A 25,146-nucleotide genomic window follows, 5' to 3' on the forward strand; every position below is an offset into this window, starting at 1 on the left:
ACAATATGAATAACAAGCAAAAATCAGACATAGGAGTACCGGCTCGAATGAGCGAGCAGGAATTAGATTTAGTGCTAGTAAAAAGGGTCCAGCAAGGAGATAAAAACGCCTTCAACCTATTAGTAAAGAAGTATCAAAACAAAATTGCAGGTTTGATCTCACGTTATGTATCTAACCAAGGCGATATTGCTGATGTAGCACAAGAAGCTTTTATTAAAGCTTACCGTGCACTTCCTAACTTTAGAGGTGACAGCGCCTTTTACACGTGGTTATACCGTATTGCCGTTAATTGTGCTAAAAATTACTTAGTAGCCCAGGGGCGTAAGCCGCCAGCAAATGATATAGACGCTGAAGATGCCGAGTTTTATGATTGTGCAGATTCAATGCGATCGAATGCATCTCCTGAAAACCTACTTTTAAGCGAAGAAGTACGCGCTGTTATTTTTAATACGATTGATAGTTTGCCTGAAGATCTTAAAACCGCAATCACCCTTAGAGAAATAGAAGGGATGAGCTATGAAGAAATAGCAGTGGTAATGGATTGCCCAGTCGGGACTGTGCGTTCGCGTATATTTCGTGCCCGTGAAGCAATAGATAACAAATTAAACCCATTAATAGGCGAGTCTTAGTATGACAAAAGCACACCTTAACAAGTTAGATAACGAAGCGTTATCGGCATTACTTGATGGCGAGCAACATCTAACTGATGCAAAAATTGCAGAGCAAGATGTAACTACGTTTGGCCGTTATGCGTTAATTGGTGATGCGATGCGTGCTCAAAAAAATAATAACGACATACATATTGATATTAGCGATCGCGTTGCATTAGCACTAGAAAGCGAGCCTGTTTATGCTGACTTTAGTCAGTCAAAAACACAGCCTCAAGCAATGACTGAAACAGTACAAGATAACAAAGTAGTCGCTTTTAATTGGCGCAAACCAGTTGCCCAATTAGCTATTGCAGCAAGTGTAGCGATGTTTGCTATTGTGGGCGTTAATACGCTTCCTCAAAGTAACAATGAGCAGCAAAGTGAAATTCCATTACTGCAAACCACACCGCTAGCAGGTATGGCCTCGCCAGTAAGTTATTCGTCTGAGCCTGCGCTTGAAAATGCTGAGCAAGGTTTACGTGAACTACAGCAACAGCGTATTGGTGCGTTAGTTCTTGAGCATCAACGCCAAGCACGAGTTGCGAATTCTTTAGAAACAGCGCAAACTAATACCAAAGCGTCTGAGGAAAAAAACTAATTAAATGAAAGTAATCACTTTTGTTCTGTCGTTGGTAGTAAGCTTCAATGCATTTGCCAACGACACAAATCCTGCCAAAGATTTATTACTCAAAATGGCTAATGCCGTTCACACCCGTAATTTTGACGCCTCGTTTGTGGTTGTCAAAGGTAAAACAATGGAACCCTACCGATGGGTGCATGCTTTACAAGGTGACACCGAACTTGAGCATTTAAGTTTACTTAACGGTGCTGGGCTTGAAATGGTCCGTATCGATAATCAAGTTACTTATTTTGAACCTCAGTCTGAACCATATTCTCTAAAAACAGATTCAATAGCAGGTCCAATCCCTGAAGTACTATTTAAAGATATAGATCGCTTAAGTGCGCACTATGATTTTGTACTAGGCGGCAAAGGGCGTATTGCAGGGCGCGCAGCGCAACTTGTTCGCATTGAATCTAAAGACGAGTATAAATATAATTATTGGATTTGGCTGGATATGGAATCGTCGTTGTTGCTAAAAGCCGCGTACGTTAACCATGAAGGTGAAGCCTTAGAGCAGTTACAGCTTACACATATTAGTGTGACAGAGCAGCCAGCCGGTATGCTAGTTGAAGTGCTCAATCGAAACTTTCCAACGCCTTTGCCAAACGATGCACTTATAAATGAAGATAGTACTGCCACTAATTGGAAAATTAGCTGGTTACCAGATGGCTTTGAGTTGCTAAAATCAGACAGACATAAGCTCGATTTAAATAACGAGTTAACTGATTATTACTTGTTCTCTGATGGTTTTGTTGAGGTTTCTGTATTTATTCAGCGCCCATTACCAGGTAAGCGTTTAAGTGGAGCACTCACTTCTGGTGCAACGACAGTATATGTGCATAATGGCGGTAATTTTGATGTTTCGGTTGTTGGTAATGTACCGAGTATGACCGCAAAAGCGATTGCAGAGTCAGTTACCCGCGCACTATAGACGATTCCGTAAGGATTGTTATGATTGAACAAACCCTCACTGTTGTGGCCCTCGATGGCCACATTGCTCATTTAGAAGCACAGCAAAAACAAGCTTGTGAAGGCTGCAATGGTCGTTGCGGCTCACAAGTGTTTAGTAAATTATTTGGCACTGCAAAAAAAACCTTTCCTTATAAATTTGAATCCTCAGTAGAAATAGGGCAAAAGGTCACTTTGTCACTAGATGATAGTCATGTCGTTAAGCATGCTTTTGTGGTTTACATGCTACCGCTCCTTTTGAGTCTTGTTTTTGCATTTGTTGCGGCGCAATTGTTTATAGCTTCCGAAGGCTGGCAGATTTTAGCTGCTGCTCTAGGTGGCGTTACTGGCTTTTTTATAGCTAAAACTCGCGTGAAATCTCTAAAGCACGATATAAAAGTTATAAAAATTCACCCAATTAGTATCCCTTTAACTCAAATAGATGGTGATTGACGCCAATTAAATGTAAAATTGCCGTTTTATACCAAAGTAACTTGGAAATACAGGGAATCGTGGTTTTTTAAATTATTTTATCTGGCTGAATTATTTAAGTTAAGTAAATATAACTTATTGTTATTCAATACATAAAATGGTTGTAACCCATCTTAAAAAGCGTAAGTACAGTTTGTTATATACAAATTTAGCTTATGGCATCCTAAAGCAAGTATTTTCAAGTCACTTAGGTATTCATATTTAGTCCATTAAAATAGAAGTATAGAATCCAGTTTATGAAGCATATCCGTAATTTTTCGATCATCGCCCATATTGACCATGGTAAATCGACCCTTTCAGATCGTTTGATCCAAGTTTGTGGCGGTTTAACCGACCGTGAAATGCAAAAACAAGTTTTGGATTCAATGGATATTGAGCGCGAACGTGGTATTACCATTAAAGCGCAAAGTGTAACGTTGAATTACAAAGCGAACGACGGCGAAACCTACCAACTTAATTTCATTGATACTCCAGGACACGTTGATTTTACGTATGAAGTTTCACGATCTTTAGCTGCTTGTGAAGGCGCGTTGCTTGTTGTTGATGCAGGCCAAGGCGTTGAAGCACAAACACTAGCTAACTGTTACACCGCTATTGAAATGGAATTAGAAGTAATTCCAGTACTTAATAAAATCGATTTACCGCAAGCAGATCCTTTACGTGTTGCAGAAGAAATTGAAGAGATTATTGGTATTGATGCCCTTGATGCAGTGCAGTGTAGCGCTAAAACAGGTGTAGGTATTGCCGAAGTTCTTGAAATGATCGTTAAAGATGTACCGCCGCCAGTAGGCGACAAAGATGCACCTTTACAAGCACTTATTATCGATTCTTGGTTTGACCCATACCAAGGCGTTGTATCACTAGTGCGTATTAAGCACGGTGAATTACGCACTGGCGACAAAATAAAAATAATGTCGAACGAGCATATACATACTGCCGACCAAGTAGGTGTGTTCACTCCTAAGCAAACCAACACCGGTATTTTAAGAACAGGTGAAGTAGGGTTTGTTATTGCTGGTATTAAAGAGATACATGGTGCGCCAGTAGGTGACACTATTACTCATCAAAAAAATGCAGCTCCACTTCGCTTACCTGGCTTTCAAAAAATTAAGCCTCAGGTTTATGCGGGTATGTTCCCAATTGCATCAGATGAGTATGAATCGTTCCGTGATGCACTTAATAAATTAAGCTTAAACGATGCGTCGTTATTCTTTGAACCAGAGAATTCAACTGCACTAGGTTTTGGTTTCCGCTGTGGCTTTTTAGGTATGCTACACATGGAAATCATTCAAGAGCGTTTAGAGCGTGAATACGATATTGATTTAATTACAACAGCACCTACGGTAATCTATGAGATAGTTACTAAAGAAGGTACATTTCAGATTGATAATCCATCTGATTTGCCTGCAGTAAACGATATTGTAGAGATTCGAGAGCCGATTGTTGAAGCTAATATTTTGGTACCACAAGAATACCTAGGTAACGTTATTACTTTGTGTATTGAAAAACGTGGTAGCCAAACAAAAATGACTTATCACGGAAAGCAAGTAGCTGTAACGTACGAGCTACCTATGGCTGAAGTGGTGATGGATTTCTTTGATAAATTAAAATCAACTAGCCGTGGTTTTGCGTCGCTTGATTATAACTTTAAACACTTTCAAACATCAGATATGGTGCGTGTTGATATTTTAATCAATGGTGAGCGCGTTGACGCACTTGCAATAATTGTTCACAGAGATGGTGCACAGTCTCGTGGTCGCCAGTTAGCTGATGCGTTAAAAGAGCTTATCCCACGTCAAATGTTTGATATAGCGATTCAAGCTGCTATCGGACAACATGTTATTGCCCGTACCACGGTAAAACAATTACGTAAAAACGTAATTGCTAAGTGTTACGGTGGTGATGTGAGCCGTAAGAAAAAGCTACTTAAAAAGCAAAAAGATGGTAAAAAACGTATGAAGCAAGTAGGTAATGTTGAAGTGCCTCAAGAAGCGTTTTTAGCTATTTTAAAAGTTGGCAAATAAAAACAAAGGATTATAAATGGCTGGTTATTTTTCAGTTTTATTGGTGTTATTAACTTTAGGCTCAGGCTTAATATGGTTAATAGATCACTTAATGTATGCACCTAAAAGACAGGAGCGCTTAGCGATAGCGCAAACGTCTGCTGGAGCTCCGTTAGATGAAGAAACGGCGGCATTAATTGCACCAGAACCAGTACTAACAGAAACAGCAAAGTCGATTTTCCCGATGATTGCAGCAATTACTATTTTTAGATCATTTATCTTTGAACCGTTTCAAATTCCATCCGGTTCAATGATGCCTACATTATTAGTAGGTGATTTTATTTTAGTACAAAAGTATTCATATGGAATAAAAGACCCTGTTTGGCGTACTCAATTAGTTGAGATTGGGCAGCCTGAGCGTGGTGATATTGTTGTTTTTAAATACCCTTTAGATGAAAATGTTGACTATATTAAACGTACAATTGGTTTACCTGGCGATAAAATTGTTTATCGCGATAAACGTTTATATATTCAGCCAAATTGTAAAGAAGGCGAAACCCAGCAGGGTGAGCTTTTATGTAATGAATTCAATAAAATTGATTTTAAACTAATTAATGATAACGAATTTAAACAAGGCCCAATGCCTCTAGCTCGTGTAAATGAAAATTTAACAACAGTTACGCATGATATATTAATCAACCCACAAGCGCCTGAGAGAAAAGGGCGTTACTACCAGCAACCGGGCACGCCTTCTGATGAATGGACTGTTCCTGCTGATCATTATTTTATGATGGGTGATAACCGCGACAACAGCCAAGATGGTCGCTTTTGGGGCTTTGTACCAAAAGAAAACTTGGTGGGTAAAGCTGTCTTTATATGGATGAGTTTTGAATTTGAGAATGGCCCTGATGATATTTTACCAGGATGGGTTCCAACTGGTGTTCGCTTTGAGCGCCTAGGTAATATTCAGTAACGATGAAAAAAAATGTAACAGAATTATATAAAAAAATTGGCTATGAATTTGCCGATCAAGGTTTACTTGAGCAAGCAATGACGCACCGCAGCCACAAAGGCCAGCATAATGAGCGACTAGAATTTTTAGGCGACTCTATTTTAAGCTTTGTGATTGCCAATGCACTTTATGCCAAATTTCCTAAAGCGCGTGAAGGCGATTTAAGCCGCATGCGCTCAACGCTTGTGCGTGGTCAAACACTTGCCGAGTTTGGTCTTGAATTTGGCCTAGGCGATTATTTACGCTTAGGGCCGGGCGAGCTTAAAAGTGGCGGATTCCGTCGCGAGTCAACGCTTGCTGATGCAGTAGAAGCTATTATTGGCGCTGCATTTTTAGATTCAGGTATTGATAGCTGTGGCGATCTTATATTGTCATGGTACGAATCACGATTAGATGCTATTTCACCAGGGCTTAACCAAAAAGATCCGAAGACCCTGCTGCAAGAGTATTTACAAGCCCGTAAATTATCTTTACCGGGTTACACTGTGGTTGATACCAAAGGCCAAGCACACAATCAAACATTCACGGTCGAATGTATTGTTGATGGAATGGATAGCATAATTTCTGTAGGTAGCTCGCGCCGTAAAGCCGAACAAAAAGCTGCTGAAAAAGCATTGAAGATACTTAAAAATGAACCTTGATACCCTAATACAGCCTCATGAAGGTGATGTAGATACGTTTTGTGGAATGGTTGCTATTGTAGGGCGCCCAAACGTAGGTAAGTCGACTTTGCTTAATGAAATTATTGAGCAAAAAGTGAGTATTACCTCACGTAAACCACAAACCACGCGTCATCGTATTATGGGTATTCATACCGAAGATAAACACCAAGCGGTATACATAGATACACCAGGTCTACACGTTGAAGAAAAACGTGCGATTAACCGTTTAATGAACCGTGCCGCGTCTAGTTCTATCGGCGATGTTGAGCTTATTATTTTTGTAGTTGAGGGCACTCATTGGAATGCCGATGACGACATGGTACTTAATAAAGTATCGCAAAGTGGTAAGCCGGTATTATTGGTTATTAATAAAATAGACCAAGTTAAAGACCGTGACCTTGTGTTGCCTCATATGAAGTGGTTAAGTGACAAGTTTGATTTTGTTGGAATTATGCCAGTATCGGCAACGCAAGGTAAAAATGTTGATTTAATCAAAGCAGAAGTAACTAAACGCTTACCTCCTTGCGAATTTTACTTTCCGGAAGATTATGTAACTGACCGTTCAATGCGCTTTATGGCAGCTGAAGTAATTCGTGAAAAACTAATGCGTTTTATGGGCGAAGAATTGCCGTATTCTGTAACTGTTGAAATTGAGCAGTTTAAATGGCAAGACAACGGTATTTGGCATATCAACGGGTTGATTCTTGTTGAGCGCGAAACACAAAAACGCATGGTTATTGGTAATAAAGGCGAAAAGCTAAAAACCATTGGTCGTGAAGCCCGTAAAGACATAGAAGAAATGCTTGATAACAAAGTATTCTTAGAGCTTTGGGTTAAAGTTAAGTCGGGTTGGGCTGACGATGAACGTGCACTAAGAAGCTTAGGTTACAGTGAAGACTAGACCAAGCAGTAGCTTAGTGAATGGATAGCGACTTCTACACCGCGTATTTATTACATCGGCGTCCTTATAGTGACTCCCAAGTAATGTTAGATATGCTTGTAGAAGGCGTTGGTCAGTTAAGAATGCTGGCCCGAATTAGTGGTCGCCAGGCCACTAAACATAAAGCACAACTTCAGCCGTTTCAGGCACTGCTTGTTAATTACAGTGGCAAGTACGATTTAAAATATATCAATAAGTTTGAACTGCATGGGAACTCGCACTTTTTAAAAGGTGATGAGCTTTATTGTGGTTTTTATTTAAATGAGCTTACAAATCGTATCGTTCCTGTTAACGAGCCAATTGAACAAGTATTTGAGCTATATAAAACTCATCTATCAAACCTAAACAGCGGGGCTAATTTACAAGAGGTGCTTCGCTCATACGAGTTTCAACTATTGGAATTACTCGGTTATGGCGTGGATTTTAGTTTTGACGCCAGTGGTGAACCAATAGATGAAAAGCAGACGTATAGTTATTTCCCCGAACTTGGTTTTTTAGTACAAGAAGATACACGTTCTGGATTTAGTGGCAAACAACTCAACGCCATAGCAAATCATGACTTTAGCCAAAATGATGTGCTATATATGGCAAAGCAATTAAGTCGCTATTTATTAAAACCCTTATTAGGTAGTAAACCATTAAAAAGCCGCGAGCTATTTATGGCCTCTCAATAAACGTAATTTTACAGGTAAGAAAATGAAAGATATTCTTTTGGGTGTAAACGTAGATCATATTGCAACACTTCGCCAAGCGCGTGGAACAAGCTATCCAGATCCAGCTCATGCAGCCAGTGTAGCAGAGCATGCAGGCGCAGACGGTATTACGATTCACTTACGTGAAGACAGACGCCATATTCAAGATCGCGACGTTTATGTAATGGCTAAAACCATTCAAACTCGTATGAATCTTGAAACCGCTGTTACCGATGAAATGATAAAAATCGCGCTTGAAGTAAAACCTGAGTACGTGTGTTTAGTACCTGAAAAGCGCGAAGAATTAACAACCGAAGGTGGCTTAGACGTAGCCGGTAATATAGATAAAATTAAAGCAGCAACAAAAACGCTTACCGAAGCGGGTATTAAAGTATCGCTATTTATTGATGCAGATAAAGCACAGTTAGATGCAGCCAAAGAATGTGGTGCTCCTTATGTAGAAATACACACAGGCGCGTACGCTGATGCCACAAATGATACTGATTTACACAAAGAGTTAGAGCACATTCGTGAAGGTGTTAAATACGCAGCAAGCTTAGGTTTGATTGTTAACGCTGGCCATGGTCTTCATTATCATAACGTGAAACCCATTGCCGCAATGTCTGAGATTTACGAGCTAAATATTGGCCACGCTATTATTGCTCGTGCAGCAATAGATGGACTCGATAAAGCCGTACGCGACATGAAACGCTTAATGATTGAAGCAAGAATGTAATACGAACTTACATAAGTATTCAAATAGCTTAATTAAAAACGCGGTAAATACCGCGTTTTTTTGTATCTAAAATAAAACCTTACCTTTGCAGTTCGGTCACACTTGCATCTGCAAGTAGGTTTTCAAGCTCGTCCTGTAACTCAAATAATTCAGGTTCAATATTCTCTAACAAGCATTTATTTTTAAGTGAGGTTTCAATTGTTTCTGCGAGTGATTTAAGTTTTGGTACACCAGTGTAGCAACATGCGCCATGAAACTTGTGGACAATACTTAAGACTTGCTGACAATCGTTACCCTCTATCGCTTTAGCAAGCAATGTAAGAGTTTCAGGGACGCTTAGAAGTAGCATATTAAGCATCTCTAGCGCTAACTCGCTCTTTCCGCCAGCACGCTGTAGGGCTTGCGCCCAATCAATTCGGCTACTTTGAAATGGTGCAGGGCTTTGTGGTGTATCTGTTTTTGTTTTATCACGATTAACCGGGGTCTGTGGACTATGGTCGCTAATAATTTGTTTAAGCATATCTTCATCAATAGGCTTAGTTAAATAGCCTTTAAAGCCATCTTTTAGTAGTTGCTCTTTTTCGCTTTGAAGGGCATGTGCCGTTACAGCTATAATTGGTGTATCTTCATTAAGTGATGATTCGCGAATAAGCTTGCATGCGGTTATACCGTCCATAATTGGCATTTGTATATCCATAAAAATTATGTCGTATTTATGGCTTTTACTTAAGCTGTATGCTTGTGAACCATTATGTGCCGTTTCTATTACTTCAATTTGTTCACTTAATAAAGTATGGAGAAGTTTTAAATTGGCATCGTTATCATCAACAACCAATACTTTTAACGGCAGCAAAGCTTGATCGTTTTGTTCAATATTATGAGTAGGGTGGTCAAGCCTGTAAGGTGCGGCAAGTACTTCACATAACTTACGGTGATTAAGTGGTTTACTTAAACACGCGTCAGCACCGCTGCCTATAAAGGCTTCTCGCATATTGTGCGATACAGTATTAAGCATTAAATATAAGTAATCAGTAGATTCACGCACGGCTTTTACATAGCTTTTTAGTTGCTGCATATCATCAACTGATGCCATGTGGCCAATTAAGCAAACATCATATTTATGTTCAGTATTTTTTATAGCGTCTAAAAAGCTAGTCTCGTTAAAACATGCCGTCACGCTTGATTCCCACTGGGTTAATAACGAAAGTACGGCATGGTGCGTATGCTCATGTGGCTCTAAATATAAGATACGCTTACCAATGAGCGATTTAGTCGGTAAGTCATTTGTAAATACGTGATTTGGCAAACTAAACACACTATTGAATGTAAAGCAGGTACCGTTACCAGGCGCAGAATTTAACGTTATACGACCACTCATTGCTTCAACAATATGCTTGGTAATAATAAGACCAAGGCCTGTACCACCAAACTTACGTGTAATGCTTGAGTCTGCTTGCCCAAATGGAGTGAATAAAGAGTCTTGCTTATCCATAGGTATACCCACGCCAGTATCTGTTACTGACACAAGTAAAGAAGTGCGTTCGTCGTCGAGTAACCGATGGCTTATGTCGACCTTAATAGAGCCTTTTTCGGTAAATTTAATCGCATTACTTAATAGGTTTATTAAGACTTGCTTAAAGCGAGTGGGATCGCCTGTTAAGTCATCCGGTACTTGTTGGTTAATGTAAATGGATAGCTCTAATTGCTTATCGTGTGCGCTAGGAGCGAGTAGTGTCATTACTTCATTTACAGCATCACGAAGTTGAAACTGAATCGACTCAAGTTCCATTGCACCGGCTTCTAGTTTGGAGAAGTCTAGAATGTCGCTAATAATAGTCATTAAACTATTTGCTGAGAGCATAATAGTGTCGAGGTAATCTTTTTGATGTTTATTCAGCGGTGTTTTATAAAGCTGACGTGTAAATCCAATAACACCGTTCAACGGAGTACGAAGCTCATGACTCATTTTAGCTAAAAAGTCTGATTTTACACGGTTAGCATCTTGCGCTTCTTTTTTTGCAAACGAGAGCTCTATATTTGACGTTTCGTATTGCTCTAGTGTTTCGCGGTAGTCGCTTGTTGCTTGATCAATATTTTTTTGCATTTCATCTTTTTGCATCACCATAGTGTGAGCAATGGTGTTTAAGCCTTCTCGAAGTAACTCAAACTCACCAATCATGTTGTCGTTAAGGCCAGTACTTCTTTTACCTTCAACTAACTTGTCGGTTGCAAGTACTAACTTATTAAGCGGCGTCATAAACATGCGGCTTAACTTTAAAGCTAAAATAGCTGCAAACACCAATGATAAAATAATCACAATACCGCTAATTAATAAAGCTCGTTGTTGCCCTATAACAGCTTGGTCTTTGTTTAGCTGTATAATAACGGTGCCCAGAGATGACTGAAAAGCCGACGGGTCCCATTTAGAATCGTGACTTGTATGGTTAATAATGGGTGTGAAAAATGTAACAAGCTCATCTGACTTTTGCACATGGGTGGTTTTTAAATTTATGAGCGTTTTTTGACTAATTAACTTTTCAAATGAGCGGTGATAATTACTGGTCATTAATAGCGCATTATTTTTATCAAAAATTGCAATCGACTTAATTGTAGGGGAGTGCTTGTTATGTGTGTAGCTTATAAGGCGATTCAATAGCTGTTTGTTTTTTTCGAGCATGGGTTGCTCAAGCGCAATAGCAAGGGGCTCAGAAATAGTAGTGCCTTGCTGATATAAAATTTCATCAAGCTCAATGTAACGATTTATTGTAAAATAGCCACCAAGTAGTAATCCTATGATCACCGTTGGGATCAGGGTTAGTGTTAAAACAGAATCGCGTAAGCCTAATTTGGTCATAATGAGAGCGTTTTATCGTTATTAGTATGACTTGAGTATATACGGTTCAACACGCATTCTAAAGCATCTAAATATAGGTGCTTCATAAATAAAGTAAAGGTAATGCCTAATGGCGCAAATTTTTAAAGCGAAAAAAAAACCGTTAAAGCAACAAACACTAGAATTGACTATAACGGGAATGGATCATCAAGGGCGTGGCATTGCTAAACATAACAATAAAGTATGTTTTGTAAGCGGTGCATTACCAAACGAAACAGTCAAAGCAACACTCGTCGAAGATAAAGCTAAATACAGTAGTGCAAAAGTAACTAAAGTTATTCAAGCGAGTGAATCAAGAGTAGATGCTTTTTGTGAGCACTATAATCAGTGTGGTGGTTGCCAATTACAGCATTTAGAAGTAAGCCAACAAGTTGTAGAAAAACAAACTGCAGTTACTCAGTTATTTAGTAAGTTTGCTAAATTAAACAGCTTAAACTGGCAAACCCCATTATTAAGTAAACCTGTGCATTACAGACGCAGCGCTCGTATAGCTGTTATGTTTGATAAAGCAGCTAAAAAAATGCGCGTGGGTTACAGAGCAAGTGGCTCAAAAAATATTGTGAGTATTAATAAATGTGCAGTACTTGATGAAGTATTTACAGATGTTTTCACACTTTTTGATGATTTAATTAATCAACACAAAGCACTGCACAGTATAAGCCATTTACAGTTATGCCAAAGTGATAAACAAAACTTTGTTGTTATTCGTCACACTAAAGCAATTAATGATGATACAAAGGCTTTGGTTGAGCACATAACAAAAAGCCAGCAGTTTAAAATTGTATGGCAAAGCGAGAGCGATGCAATAGAACATTCACACTTAGCCATGCCATTTTATTATCTTAAAGAATTTGATCTAAAATTTGAATTTGGTTTAGGTAATTTTATTCAGGTAAATGCGCAAGTTAACGAAGCTATGTTAAAGCAAGCTGCAAATTGGCTTGATTTAAAAGGTGATGAAAATTTATTGGATTTATTTTGTGGGATTGGTAATTTCTCATTAGTGTTAGCAAAACAAGCAAAATCTGTAATTGGTGTAGAAGGTGTGACTTCAGCGGTTGCAATGGCTGCTCAAAATGCGCAAACTAACTCTATTACCAATGCGCAGTTTCATTGCTTTGATTTAACCCAAAGCATACAGAGCGCCCCATGGTTTAGCAAAAACTTAGATGTGCTTGTACTCGATCCTTCGAGGACTGGTGCTATGGCTGTATTAGAGGAATTACCTTTAAAGCAGTTTAAAACTATTTTATATGTCTCTTGTGACCCTGTTACTTTAGCCCGTGACAGCGCAATTATTTCACAAGCTGGCTTTGATCTTAATAAAATTGGGCTAATGAATATGTTTCCTCATACAGGGCATATTGAAACTATGGCGTTATTTCAACGGAGGTAGAACGCATTATGGTAGCTACACGACAATCACATCAACAAGATGAGACAACAGATTTTAGCACTCGGCTTTCATTTCTTGCCTTGTCTGAAGAAAAAACAGAGCTACTTACTAAAGCCCAAGCGCTCTGCGTAAAATGTGATAGTGAAAGCAGGCAAACTACTGCAATCGAAATGGTTGAAATTTTAGCTGAGCTAAATCTCGACCCCGAATCGTTAGCTACTGCGTATTTAACCCCGTATTTTTTAAACGACTTAATATCGCTTGAAACCATCGAAGAGCAGCTTGGGAATAACATAGCCATGCTGTTAACTGGGGTTGCACAAATGGCCACTATTAGTACTTTATCGCATCAAGGTAAAGGCACTATGCAAGTTGATAATATTCGAAAAATGTTATTAACCATGGTTGAAGATGTGCGCGCCGTGGTCATTAAGCTTGCCGAGCAGGTATGTCATTTACGCAATGTAAAAAATGCGGATGAAGAAGACCGCGTCATTGCCGCTAAAGAAACGGCTGATATTTTTGCACCATTGGCAAACAGATTAGGAATAGGGCAATTAAAATGGGAACTGGAAGATTTATCGTTTAGATATTTGCACCCAGGCACCTATAAAAGCATAGCCAAACAACTTGACGACAAACGTCTTACACGCGAAGCCTACATGGAAGATATGGTTGAGCAAGTAAAAAATCGTTTAAGTGAAGCGGGCATAGAGGCCCAGGTTTATGGCCGTCCTAAGCACATTTACAGCATTTATAAAAAAATGCAGCAAAAAAACTACGAGTTTGATCAGCTTTTTGATATTCGGGCAATGCGTATCGTCGTTGAACGATTGCAAGACTGCTACGGTGCGCTGGGCATTGTGCACACCAATTGGCGTCATCTTAATAAAGAGTTTGACGACTATGTAGCAACCCCAAAACAAAACGGCTATCAGTCAATTCATACCGTGGTATTTGGACCTGAAGGTAAAACGGTAGAGATACAAATTCGTACCAGCGACATGCATCAAGATGCTGAGTTAGGGGTGGCTGCACACTGGATGTACAAAGAAGGTGCATTACCAGGGCGCGGTTCGGGTTATGAGCAAAAAATCAGCTGGTTGCGTAAGCTACTCCAATGGCAAGAAGAAGTGGTTGATGGTGGCGATTTAGCAGAAGAGCTTAAAAACCAAGTAGTAGAAGATCGCGTATACATATTTACCCCAAGCGGCGATATTATCGATTTACCACTTGGCGCTACACCGCTTGATTTTGCTTACTACATCCACTCAAATGTGGGGCATCGTTGTATTGGTGCAAAAATATTCGGTAAAATAGTGCCGTTTACGCATCAACTTACAACAGGAGATCAGGTAGAAATACTGACCCAAAAACAACCAAATCCAAGTCGTGATTGGTTAAACCCGTCATTAGGATACATTAAATCATCCCGTGCTAGAGCTAAAATCCACCACTGGTTTAAACAGCTCGACCGCGACAAAAACTTAAGTGCGGGGAAAGAAATTCTCGACAGTGAATTACAAAAGCTCAATTTAACATATAAAGATTTAGAGCCAGCCATTAAGCGTTTTAACTTTAAAGAGCTGGATGACTTAATGGTTGCGATTGGTGCGGGCGATGTTCGCCTCAATCAAATGCTTAACTTTGTAAGTGATCGGACAGAAGATGAGCCGGTTATTCGCATTAAAGCACCAAGTAAAGTAACTGGTGATAAAAACGGCATTGTGGTTGATGGTGTAGGCAGCTTAATGAGCCATGTAGCCAAGTGCTGTCGCCCAGTACCTGGCGATGAAATAATAGGTTATATAACCCAAGGTCGAGGAATAGGTGTTCATAAGGAAGACTGTGATTCGTTTAATAACTTAAAAAACCAGCATCCTGAGCGTGTTATTTCGGTAAGTTGGTCAGATGATATTAACGGCTCGTACGCACTAAGTATTAAAATAGAAGCCACCGATCGTTCAGGGTTGATACGCGATATAAGCTCAGTACTTGCTAACGAAAAAGTAAATGTTTTAAACATGAACGTAAATACGGTTGAAGATAATCAGTTAGCTATATTTACAATGCAAATAGAAGTACATGACTTATCGGGTACTAACCGTGTTCTTTCTAAATTACACCAAATTGAAGGTGTACATGATGCCAAGCGTGGTCATTAATCATGAATGATAATACAGCGCTTACACAACTTCTTAGCATAATGAAAACACTGCGAGATCCCAAGGGCGGTTGTCCGTGGGATCTCAAGCAAGATTTTAAATCTATTGTGCCGCATACGCTAGAAGAAGCGTACGAAGTTGCCGACTGTATTGAATCAGGCAACTTAGATGAGCTTAAAGGTGAATTGGGTGATTTGCTATTTCAAATAGTTTTTTATGCGCAACTTGCACAAGAGCAAAATCTATTTGATTTTAATGATCTAGTAGAGCAATTAAACGATAAGCTTACCCGTCGTCACCCGCATGTGTTTGGTGAAAAAAAAGAGTTAACAGACGATCAATTATCGCAGCAGTGGCAAGCAATCAAAGCACAGGAGCGAAGTGCTAGAGCGCAAACCGAATCCCCTTCTTTTTGGCAAGATATCCCTGGCAATATGCCAAGCTTAAGTAAAGCCAAAAAAATTCAACAACGCGTGGCTTCCCTTGGCTTTGATTGGCCAACGTATCATGGTGCACTAGATAAAGTGAGTGAAGAAGTGCTTGAAGTAAAAGAAGCGATTGAGCAAGACCCGTTATCTGATCATACAGCGGAAGAGCTCGGCGACTTACTTTTTGCCACTGTTAATGTTGTACGCCATGTTAAACGAGATCCCGAACAACTGCTTCGTAGCGCTAATGATAAGTTTTCAGCGCGTTTTGAAAAGGTAAACGCTTATTTGCATGCGCAAGGTAAAAGCTTAGATACAGCAACCTTTGAAGAGATGGATAGTGCGTGGGATGCGATTAAAAAAGTAAAATAGGCTTAATGTTAAATAGTGCACATTTTTTGTGCGCGTATTAGCTAATTTTAGCTGGATTGATAAGCCGTGTTTTGGTACAATTTCGCCCCGTCTTGATGATATACCCTTAGGCTCTTCTTTGGGTGTTATATTCCTTTTAATTCCTGATATTCTAGGGTTCGCATGAGTACAAAATTTATCTTCGTTACTGGCGGAGTTGTTTCTTCGTTGGGTAAAGGTATTGCCGCAGCTTCACTGGCCGCTATTTTAGAAGCCCGTGGTTTAAATGTTACCATTTTAAAGCTGGATCCTTACATCAACGTTGACCCAGGCACAATGAGCCCAATTCAACACGGTGAAGTTTACGTTACAGAAGACGGCGCAGAAACTGACCTTGATTTAGGTCACTACGAGCGTTTTATCCGTACCAAAATGACTAGTCGTAATAACTTCACACAAGGCCGTGTATATGAAGACGTATTACGTCGTGAGCGCCGTGGTGAATACCTAGGTGCTACTATTCAGGTTATTCCACATATCACTAACGATATTAAGCAGCGTGTATACGACGGTGCTGAAGGTTATGATATTGCTATTGTAGAAATTGGCGGCACTGTAGGTGATATTGAATCACAACCGTTTATTGAAGCAATTCGTCAGATGGGAACTGAAATTGGCCGCGAACGCGCGCTATTTATTCACTTAACGCTAGTGCCATTTTTAGGCCCTGCCGGTGAAGTTAAAACGAAACCAACTCAGCACTCTGTTAAAGAGTTACGCTCAGTCGGTATTCAGCCAGATATTCTTATTTGTCGTTCAGACCGTAAACTACCTAATAATGAGCGTGCAAAAATCTCATTATTCACAAACGTAGAAGAAAAAGCGGTTATTTCACTACCCGATGTAGACAGCATTTATAAAATTCCTGCGTTATTAAAAACACAAGAATTAGATAACTTTGTATGTCGTCGTTTTCACTTAGATCCACCAGAAGCTGATTTAGCTGAGTGGGAACAAGTACTTTATCAAGAGTCTAACCCAACGGGTGAAGTGACCATTGGTATGGTTGGTAAATATATTGAATTACCAGATGCGTACAAATCGGTTAACGAAGCATTAAAGCATGCGGGTCTTAAAAACCGCCTAACAATCAACATTGAATACGTAGATTCACAAGACTTAGAAAGCAAAGGTGTTGAATTACTTTCACACTTAGATGCTATTTTAGTACCGGGTGGATTTGGCGGACGTGGTGTTGAAGGTAAAATTTTAGCAGCTAAATATGCACGTGAAAATAAAGTACCATACTTAGGTATTTGTTTAGGGATGCAAGTAGCATTAATTGAATATGCACGTAATGTTGCAGGTTTAACAGATGCAAACTCTACAGAATTTAATGCAAATTCAGAAGCGCCTGTAGTTGGCTTAATTACTGAATGGCTAGATGCTGAAGGTAATGTTGAAACACGTAGCGAAAAATCTGATTTAGGTGGCACTATGCGTTTAGGCGCACAAAAATGTCATTTAACGCCTGGTTCTAAAGTACATGGAGTATATGGCAGCGACGAAATTGTTGAACGTCATCGTCATCGCTACGAAGTAAATAATAACTTCGTAGAAATACTTGAAAAAGCAGGCTTAAGCTTTACTGGTTTATCAGAAGATAAAAAACTGGTAGAAATTATCGAAAATAAAGATCACCCATGGTTTATTGCCGCGCAGTTCCATCCGGAATTCACGTCAACGCCACGTGATGGTCATCCGTTATTTGAAGGGTTTGTAGCAGCTGCACACATCCACCAAAAAGCGAATTCGTAATTTTAAAAGCCGTGCATATTGCACGGCTTTTTTGTTTTAAGGGCTGACTAAGCTATACAAAACGTAGTAAAGTTAGCTGAACTCACCATTTTGGGAATATAGAGGAATCAAGATGTCAGAAATCGTAAAAGTAATCGGTCGCGAAATTATGGACTCGCGTGGTAACCCAACTGTTGAAGCAGACGTACATTTAGCAGATGGTTCTTGGGGTCGTGCAGCAGCACCTTCAGGCGCATCTACTGGTACTCGTGAAGCATTAGAGTTACGCGACGGTGATAAATCACGTTACTTAGGTAAAGGCGTATTAAAAGCAGTTGGTTATATTAATAAAGAAATTGCTGATGCTTTAGCTGGTCAAAATGCATTAGATCAAAACGCTGTTGATAAAGTGATGCTAGATTTAGATGGTACCGAAAATAAAGAAAAATTAGGTGCAAACGCAATCTTAGCTGTATCACTAGCAACTGCGAAAGCAGCTGCACAGTCTAAAAAAGTTGAGCTTTATGAACATATTGCTGACTTAAATGGCACACCAGGTGTTTACTCTATGCCACTTCCAATGATGAACATCATCAATGGTGGTGAGCACGCAGATAACTCTGTAGATATTCAAGAATTCATGATCCAACCTGTTGGCGCTAAAAACTTCCGCGAAGGCCTACGTATGGGCGCTGAAGTATTCCACAGCCTTGCTAAAGTGCTTAAAGCTGATGGTCATTCAACAGCGGTTGGCGATGAAGGTGGTTTTGCACCTAACCTTGCATCTAACGAAGCGGCTCTTGCTGCAATCAAAGTAGCTGTTGCAAACGCAGGTTACGAGCTAGGTAAAGATATTACTTTAGCGATGGATTGTGCTGCATCTGAGTTTTACGACAAAGAAGCAAACATCTACGATCTTAAAGGTGAAGGTAAAAAATTCACTTCTGAAGAATTTAACTTCTTCTTACAAGATCTTACTAATCAGTACCCAATCGTTTCTATTGAAGATGGTCTTGATGAGTCTGATTGGGATGGCTTTGCACACCAAACTAAACTAATGGGTGATAAAATCCAATTAGTAGGTGATGATTTATTTGTAACTAACACGAAGATTTTAAAACGTGGTATCGACAACGGTATTGCTAACTCAATCTTAATTAAGTTTAACCAAATCGGTTCTTTAACTGAAACTTTAGCTGCAATCAAAATGGCTAAAGATGCTGGTTTTACTGTTGTTATTTCTCACCGTTCTGGTGAAACTGAAGATTCAACAATTGCTGATTTAGCAGTGGGTACTGCTGCAGGTCAAATCAAAACAGGTTCACTGAGCCGTTCTGACCGTGTTGCAAAGTACAACCAATTGCTACGTATTGAAGAGCAATTAGGTGATAAAGCACCGTACAACGGTCTTAAAGAAGTTAAAGGTCAGTAATTCTATTTTACATAGAATATAACTTTTAATTTTAGATGATAAAATCCTCGCCTATGCGGGGATTTTTTATGCCTGATACTTTTTCCAAAGAGATGAAAATAAATTGTATGCTTTAAGCTTGTTGATGTACGCAGCACTAAAGAGTGGAGCACAAAAGTATAACGCTTTACTCATGCTTTAACTTCTTACGCACTCATAGCTGAAACTGCTGCTTTAAAATATCACCTGTAAAACTGGTTTTTAAATAAAAACCACGGGGTAGGGTTTTAATTATTTGCCCATTTGGGCCAATAGCATCAGTGACTATTTTACTATGAGCAGCTTTGGGGCGTATTTGCATAGCATCGCCTAAATGGCCTGATATTTCGTCGACTCTACCTAGTGCAATTAGCTCCATTTGCTCTTCCCAGTCGCGCTGTAACAAAGCGTCTTGTTCAGGTGAAGGCTGCCACAAAAAGCCGCTGCCGATGGTTCTGTCAAACGGCGCAATATCACGTTCGCTTAAAATTGGCAGCCATAAAACATGATTTAGTTTTTTACGCACAGAGCTGGTATGCCACGTCATTCCCGTCACGTTCATTAAAGGTGTAACCGATACAAACGTAGTTTCCAGTGGCCTACCTTTATAAGAAATAGGCAGTGTTTTTAGCTCAATTCCTAAATCTTCAAAATCGGGGAGGGGTTTTGAGCCTGCAGTAGCGCCTAGTACGTATTCAATGAGTTGCCCAGTCCAGCCTTTTTCACGTAGTAAATCATCAGGTGTTTTAAAATAGTACTGGTTTGCAAGTTGCCCAAGTGTTAATCCGGCAATACTGTTAACGCGCTGCATTAAGTCGTTTATTGAGTGTGGTTTTGTAGGTCGCATATTCTTAATTTCGGTTGTATAAATACCATAGCCATGATAGCAAATAGGCTAAGCCGTGGATATCTTTAGGGTTGTACGTTTTTTGACCGCCTGTTGTTTGTGTTAATTTTGCACATATTGAAATTAAGCTACTTTACTTTAAGTTACTGACTCTGCAGGTTTTTTTAAATGTGCACGTTCAGTTTTGATTAAGCCATTTCAAAGTTGTAAGGATAAATACAACTATATGAACATGTTTATCCACAGAATCTGTGGAGAAGCTAAGTTTTAAGATCTAATATTGTGGATTTGTTTGCAAAATGAGCGTGTTTTACAAAAGTTATGCACAAACTGTGAGTAACTAGAGGAAAACAAGAACCGCAATAGCTTTGCTGAGTTATTTTCTAAATATTTACCTATTCTCTATTAATTTATCAACATACTAAAAGCTCAAACTTAGCTCACTAATTGGCTTGGGTATAATAGTATTTGCCGTATTGCGGCTAATGTGGAACAATCATTAAAAATCGACTTACAAATGAGGCACTAAGGTGATTGATGCCGAAGGTTTTCGTGCCAATGTCGGAATTGTGATTTGCAATAATCAGGGACAGGTTTTTTGGGCCAGACGTTATGGTCAACACTCTTGGCAATTTCCCCAAGGTGGTGTTGATGATGGCGAAACTGCAGAACAAACCATGTACCGTGAATTACACGAAGAAGTAGGGTTGCGACCAGAAGATGTAGAAATAGTCGCAAGCTCAAAACATTGGTTACGCTATAAATTACCCAAACGATTAATCCGCCGAGACTCTAGTCCGGTGTGTATTGGGCAAAAACAAAAATGGTTTTTACTAAAATTACGCTGTAAAGACGAAGATGTAAATTTACTTAAAACCCATCATCCAGAGTTTGATGATTGGCGCTGGGTAAGTTATTGGTATCCTGTAAGACAGGTTGTATCGTTTAAACGGGATGTTTATCGACGAGTAATGAAAGAGTTTGCTCCTTTCGCCATGCCTTTTAATAAGAGAGAACAACATAAAGATCATTGGCGAAGTAAAAGGTAGTAATTTCTCGATACAATAAAGGAGCAGGGTATGCTGGCTACACTGAGATCTATTGCGGAGTCTGTATCGCGACAAGCGAATTTAGACAGCGCATTAGTGTGCTTTGTGCAAATGGTTAAAGATGCCATGAAAACCCAGTGCTGCTCCATTTATTTTGCAGATTACAGCCAAGACAATTTTGTACTTATGGCTACCGAAGGGTTAAATCCTGATGCGGTGGGTAAGTTTAGAATTGGGTTTACCGAAGGCTTAGTGGGCCTAGTAGCACAACGCGAAGAACCTATTAATATTGCATTTGCTAAATCACATCCTCGCTTTAAGCTCTCCCCCGAAGTAAATGAAGAAGGCTACAACGCTTTTTTATCTGTACCCGTTGTTCATCAAAAAAAAGTACTGGGTGTTATTGTTGTTCAACAAAAAATGGCACGTGTATTTAGCCAAGACGAAGAGTCGTTTTTAATAACGCTTTCTGCTCAACTTGCTTCACAGTTAGCGCATGCTGAAATTAAAGAAATACTCCGCCAAGATGAGTCATCTCATCAAACGTCTGTTTTAAAAGGCGTATCGAGCGCACCTGGAATAGGTATAGGGCAAGCATTTGTAGTATTACCAAAACTCGATTTTAAATCTATTGAGCTTTTAAAAGACAGTGACGTTACTGAGCAGCGCCGTTTGTTTACACAAGCTGTAGCTGCAACGCGCAAAGAATTTAATACCCTATCTATGACGCTAAGCGATTCTATTCCGCACGAAGCTCTTGCGGTATTTGATGTGTATCAACAACTGCTTGACGCTAAAAGTTTAGGGTATAATGTTGAAATGCAATTACAAGAAGGCTGGTGTGCTAAAAGCGCCCTAAAAATTGTAATAGAGCGTTTAATATCTCAATTTAATGCCATGCAAGACCCTTATATAAAAGAGCGTGCTGTTGACGTTAAAGACATTGGTCTTCGCGTATTACACCATCTTGTAAATACCGAGCACGCTGTTAAAAATTATCCGGCCAACACTATCTTAATTGCTAATACCTTAACACCCGCCATGCTAGCTGAGGTGCCAAAAGGTCACTTAACAGGCGTTGTAAGCGTAAATGGCTCTGCAAATAGCCATGCTTCTATATTAACGCGTGCGATGGGGATCCCTGCCATTTGGGGTATAGAAGATTTACCTCTACTGCAGTTTAATGGCAAACCGATGATTTTAGATGCATTTGCTGGGCGTTTATATATATCGCCTTCACAAATGTTGATGGATGAATACACAGAGTTACAGCATCAAGATAACCTACTTAATAACCGCTTTTTAGCAGAGCAAGACTCAGAATCAATTACGCTTGACGGTGAGCATGTTAGCTTATTATTAAACGCAGGCCTTGAGCTTAATACCGAGCAAAGTAGCGCGCATATTTGTGACGGTGTGGGGCTTTACCGTACCGAAGCGTGGTTTATGCAAAAGGGTCAGTTTCCTTCGCAATCAGAGCAAGAAAATTGGTACCGAGAAGTACTAACTAGCTATCATCCTAATCCTGTGGTTATGCGTACATTGGATATTGGGGGCGATAAGGTACTCGATTACTTTAACATTACCGAAGAAAACCCATTTTTAGGTTGGCGTGGCATTCGTATTAGCCTTGATCACCCAGAGTTATTTTTAGATCAACTAAAAGCGATGCTTAAAGCCAATATTGGTTTAGGCAATCTAAAAATAATGCTCCCTATGATCAGCGGCACTGAAGAAGTTGATGAGTCACTTGCGTTATTTGAACAGGCTTATTTTGAGTTAAGTGAAAAATACCCAGAGCAAACCATAGAAAGACCCGACATAGGGATAATGCTAGAGGTACCTTCAAGTGTATTTATGCTTCCAGAGTGGTCGAAAAAAGTCGATTTTTGCTCAGTAGGTAGTAACGATTTAACACAGTATTTATTAGCAGTAGACAGGGCTAACGCACGTGTAGCCGAACTTTTTAACCCTTATCACCCAGGTGTACTAAGAGTACTAAATAAAGTGGCGCACGAATGTGAGCAATATGAACTGCCATTTAGTTTGTGTGGTGAACTAGGCGGCGATCCTGAAGGTGCCATTTTGCTTATTGCCATGGGTTACAGACGCCTTAGTATGAACTTATCATCGCTTAACAAAGTGAAGTGGGTACTTAGGCGTTTAAATGTCAGTGACATGGAACAACTATTAAGTGAATGCTTAGCGCAATCCACAGCCAAACAAGTACTACGTTTAACGCGAAGCTTTATGCTAGAGCATAAATTAGGTGATTTGTTTTACACTCCCAAATAAGCTTATACGCCTAATTAATTGCAATACACAGATGCTATTAGTTTTATAATCCTTTAATATATAAACCTTAAAAGGGTATTTGAGATTACTATGTATGACTTAGGTTTGTTAGTCGCAAGCTGCGCACTACTAGGCTGTATTGTTGGGTTTTTAGCTGGGTTACTAGGCATTGGTGGCGGTTTAATTATCGTTCCAGTTCTAAGCACTCTGCTACTCTCATTTAATGTAACGTCGGCTGATCATGTATTAGTAATTGCTATTGCAACCTCACTCGCTTCTATTTTATTTACTTCAACGTCTTCAGCGCTGGCTCATCATAAAAATGATAACGTGCCTTGGGATATTGCCCCATGGGTTATGTCGGGTGTGGCTTTAGGTGCACTTATTAGTGGCTTTGCAGCAAGTTTAATCCCTGAACAAATATTGCGTACAGTGTTTGCTATAAGTGTTGTATTTATTGCAGCAAGAATGGTGCTATCCGCGCGTAATAAACCGATGTCAGATAAACCGTTACCAGCAGGTCCTATTTTAGGTGGATTTTCTGCGATAATGGGCGGATTATCAGGTTTAATTGGTATTGGTGGTGGTGCTTTAATAGTACCTATGCTTAATTATTTTTCGGTTGATATAAAAAAAGCAATTGGCTGCGCAGCCGCGTGCGGAATTGTTATAGCATTATTTGGCTCTATTGGTTACATCAGCGCAGGCTGGCATGTTACCGATTTAGAGCATGGTTTTGCTGGGTTTGTTTATTTACCTGCATTATTTGGAATTGTTATTACCTCGTGGTTTGTTGCGCCTATTGGCGCCAAAGCAACTCACTATTTACCTGTTAATACAATTAAGAAAGTTTTCGCGGTGCTGCTTGTAGTTATCGCAATTAAAATGGTTTTTAGCTAAAGGTTTATTTTTTATGGCACTTGAGTTTCCTCAAATTGATCCAATTATTTTTTCTGTTGGACCGCTAAGCGTACGTTGGTATGGCTTGATGTATTTAATAGGTTTTGCATTTGCGATGTGGTTTGCAAATCGTCAAGCATCAAAGCCAAATTCGGGTTGGACTAAAGAGCAAGTAAGCGATTTACTGTTTTACGGCATGTTAGGGGTAATACTAGGTGGGCGTATTGGCTACGTATTGTTTTACCAGTTTAGCTACTTTATAGAAAACCCACTGTATTTATTTAGAATAGACCAGGGCGGTATGTCGTTTCATGGTGGAACACTTGGCGTTATAACTGCCGTCGCAATTTTTTCGTGGACGCGTAAAAAGTCGCTTCTTCAAGTGGGCGACTTTGTTGCACCACTGGTTCCTGTAGGGCTTTTAGCTGGACGTATTGGTAACTTTATAAACGGTGAATTATGGGGGCGTGTTACCGACGTGCCATGGGCAATGGTATTTCCAACGGGCGGTCCGCTTGCGCGTCACCCATCGCAATTATACGAAGCATTTTTTGAAGGCTTAGTGCTGTTTTTAATCCTGCAATGGTTTATTAAAAAACCACGTCCAGCAGGCAGCGTAGCCGGTGTATTTTTATTAGGTTATGGCGTGTTTAGATTCTGTATTGAATATTTCCGCCAACCCGATGCACAATTAGGTTTATTTGCCGACTTTATATCAATGGGACAAATACTTTCGTTACCTATGATTGTAGGTGGTTTAGGCTTATTAATTTGGGCATATAAACAACCTAAACAAATAACCACAGCTAAAGCATAAT

Annotated in this window: 21 protein-coding genes; 19 read left to right on the forward strand and 2 right to left on the reverse strand. The window is 39.6% G+C overall.

Annotated elements, in window-relative coordinates; translation table 11 throughout:
• Nucleotides 1-47 precede the first annotated feature (47 nt).
• The 10 genes from rpoE to pdxJ all read left to right on the forward strand — a co-directional run bounded on the left by rpoE (nt 48) and on the right by pdxJ (nt 8,757).
• The gene (gene rpoE, locus H5089_RS03965) at nt 48-629 is read left to right on the forward strand and encodes an RNA polymerase sigma factor RpoE (RefSeq protein ID WP_002958721.1); all 582 of its coding nucleotides are present in this window, start codon (nt 48-50) and stop codon (nt 627-629) included.
• Between the two features lies 1 nt (nt 630).
• A complete protein-coding gene (locus tag H5089_RS03970) occupies nt 631-1,248 on the forward strand; it encodes a sigma-E factor negative regulatory protein (RefSeq protein WP_165723565.1) in 618 nt (205 codons plus the stop codon).
• Between the two features lie 4 nt (nt 1,249-1,252).
• The gene (locus H5089_RS03975; protein ID WP_002958719.1) at nt 1,253-2,203 is read left to right on the forward strand and encodes a MucB/RseB C-terminal domain-containing protein; all 951 of its coding nucleotides are present in this window, start codon (nt 1,253-1,255) and stop codon (nt 2,201-2,203) included.
• 20 nt (nt 2,204-2,223) lie between these two features.
• On the forward strand, nt 2,224-2,673 hold the full coding sequence (locus H5089_RS03980) for a SoxR reducing system RseC family protein (protein ID WP_182711520.1): 450 nt from the start codon (nt 2,224-2,226) through the stop codon (nt 2,671-2,673).
• 275 nt (nt 2,674-2,948) lie between these two features.
• A complete protein-coding gene (lepA, locus tag H5089_RS03985; RefSeq protein WP_002958717.1) occupies nt 2,949-4,736 on the forward strand; it encodes a translation elongation factor 4 in 1,788 nt (595 codons plus the stop codon).
• A gap of 16 nt (nt 4,737-4,752) precedes the next feature.
• The gene (lepB, locus tag H5089_RS03990; protein ID WP_182711521.1) at nt 4,753-5,688 is read left to right on the forward strand and encodes a signal peptidase I; all 936 of its coding nucleotides are present in this window, start codon (nt 4,753-4,755) and stop codon (nt 5,686-5,688) included.
• A 2-nt stretch (nt 5,689-5,690) separates the two neighbouring features.
• The gene (gene rnc / locus H5089_RS03995) at nt 5,691-6,368 is read left to right on the forward strand and encodes a ribonuclease III (protein ID WP_002958715.1); all 678 of its coding nucleotides are present in this window, start codon (nt 5,691-5,693) and stop codon (nt 6,366-6,368) included.
• The gene (gene era / locus H5089_RS04000) at nt 6,358-7,290 is read left to right on the forward strand and encodes a GTPase Era (protein ID WP_182696102.1); all 933 of its coding nucleotides are present in this window, start codon (nt 6,358-6,360) and stop codon (nt 7,288-7,290) included. The genes rnc and era overlap by 11 nt, the downstream gene beginning before the upstream one ends.
• Nucleotides 7,291-7,310: 20 nt before the next feature.
• The gene (recO, locus tag H5089_RS04005; RefSeq protein ID WP_002958713.1) at nt 7,311-8,003 is read left to right on the forward strand and encodes a DNA repair protein RecO; all 693 of its coding nucleotides are present in this window, start codon (nt 7,311-7,313) and stop codon (nt 8,001-8,003) included.
• Between the two features lie 22 nt (nt 8,004-8,025).
• Nucleotides 8,026-8,757, forward strand: coding sequence for a pyridoxine 5'-phosphate synthase (pdxJ, locus tag H5089_RS04010; protein ID WP_182711522.1), 732 nt, complete (start codon nt 8,026-8,028; stop codon nt 8,755-8,757).
• A gap of 79 nt (nt 8,758-8,836) precedes the next feature.
• On the opposite strand, the gene barA is transcribed toward pdxJ, so the two are convergent.
• Nucleotides 8,837-11,611 (reverse strand): two-component sensor histidine kinase BarA, encoded by a 2,775-nt coding sequence (barA, locus tag H5089_RS04015; RefSeq protein WP_182711523.1) that lies wholly within the window; start codon nt 11,609-11,611, stop codon nt 8,837-8,839.
• Between the two features lie 109 nt (nt 11,612-11,720).
• On the opposite strand from barA, the gene rlmD reads away from it, so the two are divergent.
• The 5 genes from rlmD (at nt 11,721) to eno (ending at nt 19,219) form a co-directional block, all read left to right on the forward strand.
• Complete coding sequence (gene rlmD, locus H5089_RS04020; RefSeq protein ID WP_182711524.1) at nt 11,721-13,046, forward strand: 23S rRNA (uracil(1939)-C(5))-methyltransferase RlmD; 1,326 nt, start codon at nt 11,721-11,723, stop codon at nt 13,044-13,046.
• Between the two features lie 8 nt (nt 13,047-13,054).
• Nucleotides 13,055-15,211: a GTP diphosphokinase gene (gene relA, locus H5089_RS04025; protein ID WP_024594977.1), complete on the forward strand. Its 2,157-nt coding sequence runs from the start codon at nt 13,055-13,057 to the stop codon at nt 15,209-15,211.
• 2 nt (nt 15,212-15,213) lie between these two features.
• On the forward strand, nt 15,214-16,011 hold the full coding sequence (gene mazG / locus H5089_RS04030; protein ID WP_165742743.1) for a nucleoside triphosphate pyrophosphohydrolase: 798 nt from the start codon (nt 15,214-15,216) through the stop codon (nt 16,009-16,011).
• A 162-nt stretch (nt 16,012-16,173) separates the two neighbouring features.
• Nucleotides 16,174-17,808, forward strand: coding sequence for a CTP synthase (locus H5089_RS04035; protein ID WP_033020682.1), 1,635 nt, complete (start codon nt 16,174-16,176; stop codon nt 17,806-17,808).
• 112 nt (nt 17,809-17,920) lie between these two features.
• Nucleotides 17,921-19,219: a phosphopyruvate hydratase gene (gene eno, locus H5089_RS04040; RefSeq protein ID WP_002958706.1), complete on the forward strand. Its 1,299-nt coding sequence runs from the start codon at nt 17,921-17,923 to the stop codon at nt 19,217-19,219.
• Nucleotides 19,220-19,412: 193 nt separating this feature from the next.
• Here eno and mutH read toward each other — a convergent pair whose 3' ends face one another.
• Nucleotides 19,413-20,084: a DNA mismatch repair endonuclease MutH gene (gene mutH, locus H5089_RS04045; protein WP_182693772.1), complete on the reverse strand. Its 672-nt coding sequence runs from the start codon at nt 20,082-20,084 to the stop codon at nt 19,413-19,415.
• 530 nt (nt 20,085-20,614) lie between these two features.
• Here mutH and rppH point away from each other — a divergent pair.
• The 4 genes from rppH (at nt 20,615) to lgt (ending at nt 25,145) form a co-directional block, all read left to right on the forward strand.
• Nucleotides 20,615-21,133, forward strand: a complete 519-nt coding sequence (gene rppH / locus H5089_RS04050) for an RNA pyrophosphohydrolase (RefSeq protein WP_002958704.1) — start codon at nt 20,615-20,617, stop codon at nt 21,131-21,133.
• A 30-nt stretch (nt 21,134-21,163) separates the two neighbouring features.
• The gene (gene ptsP, locus H5089_RS04055; RefSeq protein WP_182711525.1) at nt 21,164-23,428 is read left to right on the forward strand and encodes a phosphoenolpyruvate--protein phosphotransferase; all 2,265 of its coding nucleotides are present in this window, start codon (nt 21,164-21,166) and stop codon (nt 23,426-23,428) included.
• 90 nt (nt 23,429-23,518) lie between these two features.
• Nucleotides 23,519-24,328, forward strand: coding sequence for a sulfite exporter TauE/SafE family protein (locus H5089_RS04060; RefSeq protein WP_002958702.1), 810 nt, complete (start codon nt 23,519-23,521; stop codon nt 24,326-24,328).
• A 13-nt stretch (nt 24,329-24,341) separates the two neighbouring features.
• A complete protein-coding gene (gene lgt / locus H5089_RS04065; protein ID WP_002958701.1) occupies nt 24,342-25,145 on the forward strand; it encodes a prolipoprotein diacylglyceryl transferase in 804 nt (267 codons plus the stop codon).
• Nucleotide 25,146 lies beyond the last annotated feature (1 nt).

The organism is Pseudoalteromonas sp. SR45-1 (assembly GCF_014163655.1).
Taxonomy (GTDB): Bacteria; Pseudomonadota; Gammaproteobacteria; order Enterobacterales; family Alteromonadaceae; genus Pseudoalteromonas; species Pseudoalteromonas distincta.